The following is an 8,250-nucleotide window of genomic DNA, read 5'->3' as shown; positions in this document are numbered from 1 at the left end:
CCGTCATGTCCTCGGCATGGCCGCGACCGTGCCGCTCGCTCTGACCGCCGATCTGGCCCTGGGCGCCGGTCCGGYCGGCGCGGCGACGGGCCCTGCGTTCGTGATGGGCTACTTCACCGAGTCCCCGAACGGGCTCGGCACCGACTACGGCCTGCACCTGGCCGTCAGCCTCGACGGCCTGGAGTGGACGCCGCTCAACCAGAACAAGCCGGTCGCCACCCCCACCCAGGGCGCCGGCGGCCTGCGCGACCCGTTCGTGCTGCGCAAGCAGGACGGCACGTTCGCCGTGCTGGCCACCGACCTGAAGGGCACCGACTGGAGCTACAACAGCCAGTACATCCACGTCTGGGACTCCGCCGACCTGCGCTCCCTCACCGGCTACCGCAGGCTCAAGCTGCACGGCATGACCACCCACAGCTGGGCCCCGGAGGCCTTCTGGGACGCCTCTCGCGGCCAGTACGGGATCGTCTACTCGTCGGTGAACGCCAGCGGCCACAACGTGCTGATGGTCAACTACACGACCGACTTCCGCACGGTGTCCGCGCCGCAGGTCTTCTTCGACCCGGGCTACGACGTGATCGACGGCAGCTTCGCCCTCGGCGTCGGCGGCACGAACTACATGTACTTCAAGGACAGTTCGAAGCAGACCCTGGTCGGCGCCCGGTCCGCCACGCTCGCCCCGGGCAGCTGGCAGGTCTTCAGCACACCGGTGGCCCACGGCGGCACCGAGGCACCGATCCTGGTCAAGTCGCCGTCGTCCAGCACCTGGTACCTCTGGGGCGACACCTACACGCCCAACGGGGTCTTCTACGCCTGGCAGACCACCGACCTGGCCTCCGGCACCTGGACGCCGGTCGACCAGCGCCGCTACACCCAGCCGGTGAACTCCAAGCACGGCAGCATCGCGCCGCTCACGGGCACGCAGTACGACAACCTCCTCGCGCACTGGGGAGCCCCGGCCTGGAACCGGCTGAAGTCGTACAACCACCCGGACCGCTACGTCCGCCACGCCGGATTCGCCGGCCGGATCGACCCCTACCCCTTCGACCCGTACACCGACGCCCAGTGGAAGCTCGTCCCCGGCCTCGCCGACGCGTCCGGGGTGTCCTTCCAGTCGGTCAACTACCCGGACCGGTACCTGCGGCACTACAGCTACGCGCTACGGCTGGACCCCGACGACGGCACCTCCGCGTTCGCCCAGGACGCCACGTTCCACAAGGTCGCCGGGCTCGCGGACTCCGCCTGGACGTCGTTCCGCTCGCACAACCACCCCACGCGGTACATCCGCCACTCCGGCTACGCCCTGCGCATCGACCCCGTCTCCACCGCCACGGACCGGGCGGACGCGACGTTCCGGATCTGCTACTGACCTGCCGCCCTGGCGGGAAGGCCGGGCCGGGCTCCCGAGCGGCACACGCGGGGACGCGACGGCCCGGCCCGGCCTTCCACTGCCCGCAATCTGCCACCCGGCGCCCCTCGCCGCCTCCCGGGCGGGCCCGAACGAGGACGGCGGGGCGGGCCTGCGATGATGCGGCCCATGTCGACCCTCGCCACCCTCGCGGTGCTGGCTCTCGCCGCCCTCCACGCCTACATCCTGGTGCTGGAGATGTTCCTGTGGACCACTCCGCGGGCCCGCGCCGCCTTCGGCACCAGCGCCGAGTTCGCGGCCGGGACGAAGGCCCTGGCCGCCAACCAGGGCCTCTACAACGGCTTCCTCGCCGCCGGCCTGCTCTGGGGCGCGGTGGCGTCCGACCCGGTGGGCTTCCAGGTCTCGGTGTTCTTCCTGGGGTGCGTCGCGGTCGCGGGGGTGTACGGCGCGGCCACCGCCAGCCGGAAGATCCTCTTCGTCCAGACCGTCCCGGCGCTGGTCGCCCTGGTGCTGGTGCTGCTCGCGCACTAGGCCACGGCGTCACTCGCCCTCTGTGACGGCCCGCTCCATGAGCCCGACCGCCTCCGCCTCCGTCGTCGCCGGCGGCACCACCAGCAGGTCCCAGCGGCCCCGGCCGGGCGCGAGCAGGCAGACGGTGTCCGGGGTGGTCGGCGAGTCCCTGCGGCCGACGTGGACCTCCTGGCCGGCGACGTCCAGGTGCTCCGGGCAGTCCAGCCAGGTGTCCCCGTGGACCAGGACGCTGCTGATCCGGCCCCACGAGCGCGGCAGCACGGCCAGCAGCCCGGGCAGTTCCGCGGCCAGGTCGTACGACCGGGGCCACCACGCCCCGTCGATACGCCGGGCCGTGCGGCCGAGGCGCGGCTGGACAGCGAGTCTCAGCCGGACCTCGGAGGGGGCCGGGAAGGGCGGCGAGGGCGAGGAGGCGGACGTCATCGGGACTCCTGCTGCGAACGGGGGGGCGTGGCCAGGAGACCGCCGGCCACCGGTTGCGGAATACCCCCGGTCCTTCCACCGTACGCCGCCAAGCGGCACGGGAGCCGGGGCCGCCCGCACCGCCCGGCGTCGGTCAGAGGCCGTAGCGGCTCTTCAGATGGCGCCAGAAGTCACGCAGCATCCACGTGTCGAACTCGGTGATCTGCGTGGCACTGCCCGCCTTCATCAGGAAGCAGCACTGGCCGGTCGGCGACCAGTCGTAGAAGTCGTCGAGGCCGAAGGTGTGGCCGACCTCGTGCAGATAGATGTGGATGTTCTCCTGGTTCAGGGCGCCGGTGAAGTACTCCTGGCCCATGCGCTGGCCCCAGTCACCGCCCGCGCCGCCCCCGAAGCCCTTGGTCAGCCACAGCGACTGGTCGTAGTGGCGGGCGGCGCCGCCCGGGCACTTCGAGTAGTCGCCGTCCTGATGGAAGAAGCGGCCGCAGTCCGGGGCGCACTGCGGGGCGCCGCCGCTGTCGAGGATGCCGGTGTAGATGTCGACGGAGTTGTCGGTCCACTGGAGGGTGGAGCGGTCCTTCACCGCCCAGCCGACGATGTTGACGGGGACGTTCGTGTACGGCCAGGCGTTGTGCCCCTTGCCGTTCTCCGTCATGGCCGCCATCCACTTGCCGAACTGCTTCTTCAGCGCGGCGTGGATCCGGTCGCGCAGGGCGGCGCTGACCGGGGCGTCGGACTCCCAGCGGACGCAGTAGTTGACGCTTCCGCGGTTGGCCATGACCTGGTCCCAGCCGTAGTTGCGGAAGCCGTACAGATTCCCGTAGGTCGACTCGACGTGGTTCCACACCTCGTTCAGGGGCTGGACGAGGTGCGCGGGCGGGTTCCACTCGTCGGCGGCCTGCGCCTTGCCGCTCGCCATGCCGGGGGTGGCGAACGCCGCCGCCAGCACGGCGAGCACGGTGAGCAGCCGTGCGAGGTGTCTGCGCATGGTGATCTCCCTCGTGTGGGGGGACGGGGTATCACCGTCGGGTCGTCACAGGCCCCCGCGAAGGTTGCCCGCGCGTCCGGGCGGATGCCCGGGTGGGGATGCTCAGACGTGGATGCTCAGGCGTGGATGCTCAGGCGTGGATGCCCAGGTGTGGACATTGCGGGCGCTTTATCGCATTTCGTCGGCGATAATCGGAGCATGAGTACGGCAACGTATGAACTGCTGGCGGCGTCCTCAGATCACGCGGTCGCCGTGACCATCGCCTTCATCGGCGGGGCGGTCATCGCTCTCGCGCTGATCTGGGCCGTGCGGGTCGGGATGCAGGTCATGGACAAGGACACGCACCACCCCGCCCCCGAGGAGCAGCCGCACCTCCCTGACGGCGGGCCGGTCCGTGAGATGCGGGAGATGCGGGAGCCCGACGAGATGCCGGTCGTGGCGCGCGACGGCAGGCGGCTGCTGCCCCATGAGCTGCACCACGCGAGCACCAGGACGGGCAAGGACCAGAAGCCCCGCCGCTGGCTGCCCGGATCCAGCGGATCCTTCGGCGGGGGCGGTCTCGGACACACGTGAGGCCGCACACCGCCGTGAGGCCGTAGGACCGCCGCACACCGCCGTGAGGCCGTAGGACCGCGCACCGCCGAACCGCCGCACACCGCCGTAGCACCAGGGAGGCGACATGGCTGCTGTCCGCCACCGGACGCGCTGGGCGACGGGCGGGGCGGCGCTGACGCTCGCCCTGGCCGCCGTGCTCACCGGCTGCGGCGGCGACAGCCCCGCGGACACCGCCCGCAAGGCGGAGTCGGCGGTCGGGTCGATCGCCTCGCAGGCCTCCGAGGCCGTGGAGTCGGCCACGGCGGAGGCCGGACGCCGGCTCGACGACATCCGGGGCGGCATCGACGTCAAGGGCGACGTGAAGGTCGGCCCGCCCACCGTCGGCTCCGACGACCGGGCCCGGGTCGAGATCACCGTCGACAACACCGACGACGCGGCCAGGTCCTTCGCCGTCCAGGTCGACTTCACCGACGCCGAGGGCCGGCTGATCGACACCGTCATCGTCACCGTGGACCACGTGCAGCCGGGTGACTCCGCCACGGCCACCGCCCGCAGCACCCACGACCTGTCCGGCGAGGTCCGGGCCGAGGTCGCCCGGGCCGTGCGCTACTGACCGGCGGCCGTGCGCTACTGACCGGCGCCGGCGTCCGCCACCGAGATGTCGATCTGCTCGCTCATGGCACTCACCCCGTTCAGGGTGGCCACCGCCTGGAGCCGGTTGGCGCCCGCCGGGAACGCCGGGCCCGGGGTGCAGGCCCAGGAGCCGTCGGGAGCGGCGGTCGTCACACAGGCCTCCCGGTCGTCCTTGTCGCGGACGGTGATCCGGGCGCCGGGGTGCGCCGTGCCGGCGATCTGCGGCCGGACGTCCAGCGGCACGCCGGACAGCGGGCGGGTCAGCGTCGGCCCGGCCAGGCCGACGGTCACGGCACACCGGCCGACCGCCTGCCGTACGCCGTGCGCGTCGTTGATCCGCAGGACGCAGTCCCGCAGCCGTGTGCCGGGCACGGCGTCGGCGGGGACCGCGAGCACGAAGGGGAACGTGCGGCCCTGCCACGCCTGCCCGGCCGCGTCGCCGGTGACGGAGTACGTCCCGCTGCGGCCGTCGGCGGCGACCCGGCCGAGGTAGCCGGGCGCGTCGAGCGGCGTGGCCGTCACGCGGGTGCCCCGGGGCGCCGTCAGCGTCAGCGTGGCGCCCCGCGCCGCCTCCTGGGAACCCACGATCTCGACGATGCCCTCCCGGCCGGGTGCGATGGTCGCGGCACCCCACAGCTCACCGTCCCGGGCCGCCGCCGACGGACCGGGCAACGCGAGCACCCCCGCGACGACGGCCCCCGCCACGGCTGCTGTCTTCCTGGACCTGTTCATGGCGAGCGGGGCTCCCTGTGCGGACGTCGACGGCACTCTGCCAGCGATTCTCGCGGGGCGTTCCCGCAGGTGGCGCCTGTTGCTGGTCCGTGCGGGTGGCGAACGCCGGGCGCCCGCACAGCGGTGGGGCGCCCCGCGCGGCCGCGTACCGGCGCAGGGCACTCACCGGCCCGAGCACCGTCCGGCTCCCCTGCCGGTGTCGGACGGCCATGCCCAGCCGCCTCCGCTCGCCCGCGTCCGTGCCCGGCCGCCTCCGCTCGCCCCGCCCGCGTCCATACCCGGCGGGACGAGCGCGTCCGTACCCGGCGGGACGAGCGCGCCCGTACCCGGCGGGGCGAGCCAGGCCCGGCCTAACGCCCGAGCCACACCGTCGTGTCCGGCCCCAGCCGGCCGTCCTCCAGTGGGGCGCTGCTCAGCAGCACCTCACCGGCGGGCAGCGGGACCGCCGTGCCGGACAGGTTCGTCACGCAGCGCCAGCTCTCGCAGCGGTCGAACTGCAGGACACCGTCCGGGGCGTCTTCCGCCCAGGTCAGCTCCTCGCCGTCGAGCAGTTTGCGGCGCAGCTTCAGGGCCGTGCGGTACAGCTCYAGGGTCGAGCCCTCGACGCCGTCCTGGGCCTCGACGGCGTAGGCGGCGAAGCCGGGCGGCTGCGGCAGCCAGGCGCCGCCCGGCCCGAAGCCGTACGACGGTCCGGTCGCCGTCCACGGCAGCGGCACCCGGCAGCCGTCGCGGCCCTTGCGGACGTGGCCCGTCTGCTCCCAGATCGGGTCCTGGAGCACCTCGGTGGGCAGGTCGGCGACCTCGGGCAGGCCGAGTTCCTCGCCCTGGTAGACGTAGGCCGAGCCGGGCAGCGCCAACATCAGCAGGGTGGCCGCCCGGGCCCGGCGCAGCCCGGCCGCCACGTCGACCGCGGGGGCGTGACCGCCGGAGAGCAGCCAGGCGTTGAGGTCGGTGCCGGGCGGGAGCATCAGCCGGGAGGCGTGGCGGACGACGTCGTGGTTGGACAGCACCCAGGTGGCCGAGGCACCCGCCGCCCGGGCGGTGGCCAGCGAGTCGGTGATGACCTGCCGCAGCTCGGCCGCGTCCCAGCCGGCCTCCAGGTACTCGAAGTTGAAGGCCTGGCCGAGCTCGTCCGGACGGGCGTAGAGCACGCGCCGGGCCCCGGGCACCCACGCCTCGGCGACCGCCATCCGGGGCGGGCGGTAGGCGTCCAGGATCTTGCGCCAGTCGCGGTAGATCTCGTGCACGTCGTCGCGGTCGTAGAAGGGGTGCGAGCCGGGCGGCATGCCGGTGAGGGCCTCCTCGCGGCTCAGCTCGGGCGCGCCGAGGTCGCGCAGCGGTTCGCTCAGGTCCTTGACGAGGGCGTGGGCGACATCGACCCGGAAGCCGTCGACCCCGCGGTCGGACCAGAAGCGCAGGGTGGTGCGGTAGTCGGCGCGGACCTCCTGGTTCTCCCAGTTGAGGTCGGGCTGTTCGGGGGCGAACAGGTGCAGGTACCACTGGCCGTCGGGCACCCGTTTCCAGGCGCTGCCGCCGAAGACGGACTGCCAGTCGGTGGGCGGGAGTTCGCCGTGCTCGCCGCGGCCGTCGCGGAAGACGTACCGGTCGCGGGCCGCGGAGCCGGGCCCGGAGCGCAGGGCCTCCTGGAACCAGACGTGCTGGTGCGAGGAGTGGTTGGGCACGATGTCGACGATGACCTTCAGGCCGAGCCGGTGGGCCTCGGCGACCAGGGCGTCGAAGTCGTCGAGCGTGCCCAGGCGCGGGTCGACGCCGCGGGGGTCGGCGACGTCGTAGCCGCCGTCGGCCAGCTCGGACGGGTAGAACGGGCTCAGCCACAGGGCGTCCACGCCCAGGGCGGCGAGGTGGGTGAGGCGGCGGGTGATGCCGCGCAGGTCGCCGAGGCCGTCGCCGTCGGCGTCGGCGAAGCTGCGGGGATAGATCTGGTAGACGACGGCCTGGCGCCACCAGTCCGGGTCCCGGGACGACAGGTCGAGGGTGGAGCGATCGGTCACGCGGTCTCCTTCGCAGGGCATACGGGCGACAGCATTGAATCTGTCCAGAATGCCGGAAAAAGGAACCATCGCATTGATCGGAGTGATCCATTCCCGCTGTGATGAAAGTGTGACGACGGAGCAACTCTCCTTGCATCCCCGCAGGTTGACAGCCTGCCGTGGCACGGCCACGATGGGGGCGCACTGAGGCGCATGTGACCAATGAGCCCAGTGTTTCTCAGACCACTCACCCTCGGTGCGGCCCCGGCAGCCGCGCGCCGCGCGCTGCCCGCTTGCCGTCACCCGGGTTCAGGTACACGCCAAGAAACGGGATACCCCTATGTCCATAGCGAGACGTGTCACCGCGCGCCGCCTGCTGGGGACGGGCGCCGCGGCCCTCGCCCTCTGCGCCGCATCCGCCACCACCGCGTTCGCCACCGGTACGCCCGGTGGCGACGGCTGGTCCTCCGGCGGCACCTACAAGCCCGGGACCGGCGCGGGCACGGAGACCGGGACCGACCGCTGCCAGTTCTCGCTCGACGGCACGAACTTCTACGACTCGGTCAAGGTCGACGACCAGAACCTGAAGCCGACCGAGGACGGCAAGGTCCACGTCAAGGTCCGCACGGCCGGCGACGCGACGACGTGCACGGCCTCCCTGGCCTCCTACCTCGCGCACGGCGCGACCTTCGCCACCTCCGGCGAGCAGGTGTTCGTCGACTTCGACACGGTGACGGTCAAGCCGGGCGGCACCGACTCGCTCGACATCGCCATCCCGGACAACGGCTGCTTCGGGCAGATCGACCTCTACCGGGGCGCGGTGAAGTTCGACGGCGAGCTCGACGCGAAGGACGGCTTCGAGCACGGCGAGCTGCCCAAGGGCCCGGACCGTCCGGTCATCAAGGACAAGCTGATCGCGGCCTGGAACGGCGGCACGAAGGACTGCACGACGACGCCCCCGCCGGCGGAGCCTCCGGCGAGCTCGACGCCCCCGGCCACCCCCTCGGAGCCGGCCGAGGAGACCACTCCGC

General features: G+C 72.7%; 9 protein-coding genes. 5 read left to right on the top strand and 4 right to left on the bottom strand.

The features are described 5' to 3' along the window. Both CA983_RS36990 and CA983_RS36985 read left to right on the top strand, forming a co-directional pair. Positions 1-1,369, top strand: a 1,369-nt coding sequence (locus CA983_RS36990) for a glycoside hydrolase family 43 protein (RefSeq protein WP_425276500.1), incomplete at its 5' end; no start/stop codon positions are given. A 168-nt stretch (positions 1,370-1,537) separates the two neighbouring features. Continuing rightward, a complete protein-coding gene (locus CA983_RS36985; RefSeq protein ID WP_086605112.1) occupies positions 1,538-1,900 on the top strand; it encodes a DUF1304 domain-containing protein in 363 nt (120 codons plus the stop codon). Positions 1,901-1,909: 9 nt separating this feature from the next. On the opposite strand, the gene CA983_RS36980 is transcribed toward CA983_RS36985, so the two are convergent. Continuing rightward, positions 1,910-2,323: a DUF5994 family protein gene (locus tag CA983_RS36980; RefSeq protein ID WP_086605111.1), complete on the bottom strand. Its 414-nt coding sequence runs from the start codon at positions 2,321-2,323 to the stop codon at positions 1,910-1,912. Between the two features lie 133 nt (positions 2,324-2,456). Beyond that, complete coding sequence (locus CA983_RS36975) at positions 2,457-3,308, bottom strand: hypothetical protein (protein WP_208637117.1); 852 nt, start codon at positions 3,306-3,308, stop codon at positions 2,457-2,459. 198 nt (positions 3,309-3,506) lie between these two features. Here CA983_RS36975 and CA983_RS36970 point away from each other — a divergent pair, with 198 nt between their 5' ends. Both CA983_RS36970 and CA983_RS36965 read left to right on the top strand, forming a co-directional pair. Further along, positions 3,507-3,881: a DUF6479 family protein gene (locus CA983_RS36970; RefSeq protein ID WP_086605110.1), complete on the top strand. Its 375-nt coding sequence runs from the start codon at positions 3,507-3,509 to the stop codon at positions 3,879-3,881. Between the two features lie 106 nt (positions 3,882-3,987). Beyond that, a complete protein-coding gene (locus tag CA983_RS36965; RefSeq protein ID WP_086605109.1) occupies positions 3,988-4,476 on the top strand; it encodes an FxLYD domain-containing protein in 489 nt (162 codons plus the stop codon). Between the two features lie 14 nt (positions 4,477-4,490). Here CA983_RS36965 and CA983_RS36960 read toward each other — a convergent pair whose 3' ends face one another. Both CA983_RS36960 and CA983_RS36955 read right to left on the bottom strand, forming a co-directional pair. Beyond that, the gene (locus tag CA983_RS36960) at positions 4,491-5,228 is read right to left on the bottom strand and encodes an Ig-like domain-containing protein (RefSeq protein WP_086605108.1); all 738 of its coding nucleotides are present in this window, start codon (positions 5,226-5,228) and stop codon (positions 4,491-4,493) included. 350 nt (positions 5,229-5,578) lie between these two features. Next, positions 5,579-7,261, bottom strand: a complete 1,683-nt coding sequence (locus tag CA983_RS36955) for a glycoside hydrolase family 13 protein (RefSeq protein WP_167407533.1) — start codon at positions 7,259-7,261, stop codon at positions 5,579-5,581. Between the two features lie 298 nt (positions 7,262-7,559). Between CA983_RS36955 and CA983_RS36950 the strand changes: the two genes are divergently transcribed. Continuing rightward, a partial coding sequence (locus CA983_RS36950) for a hypothetical protein (RefSeq protein ID WP_086605106.1) occupies positions 7,560-8,250 on the top strand: 691 nt, incomplete at its 3' end.

The organism is Streptomyces swartbergensis (assembly GCF_002148965.1).
Lineage (GTDB): Bacteria > Actinomycetota > Actinomycetes > Streptomycetales > Streptomycetaceae > Streptomyces > Streptomyces swartbergensis.
This window is presented reverse-complemented; position numbering and strand designations above follow the sequence as displayed.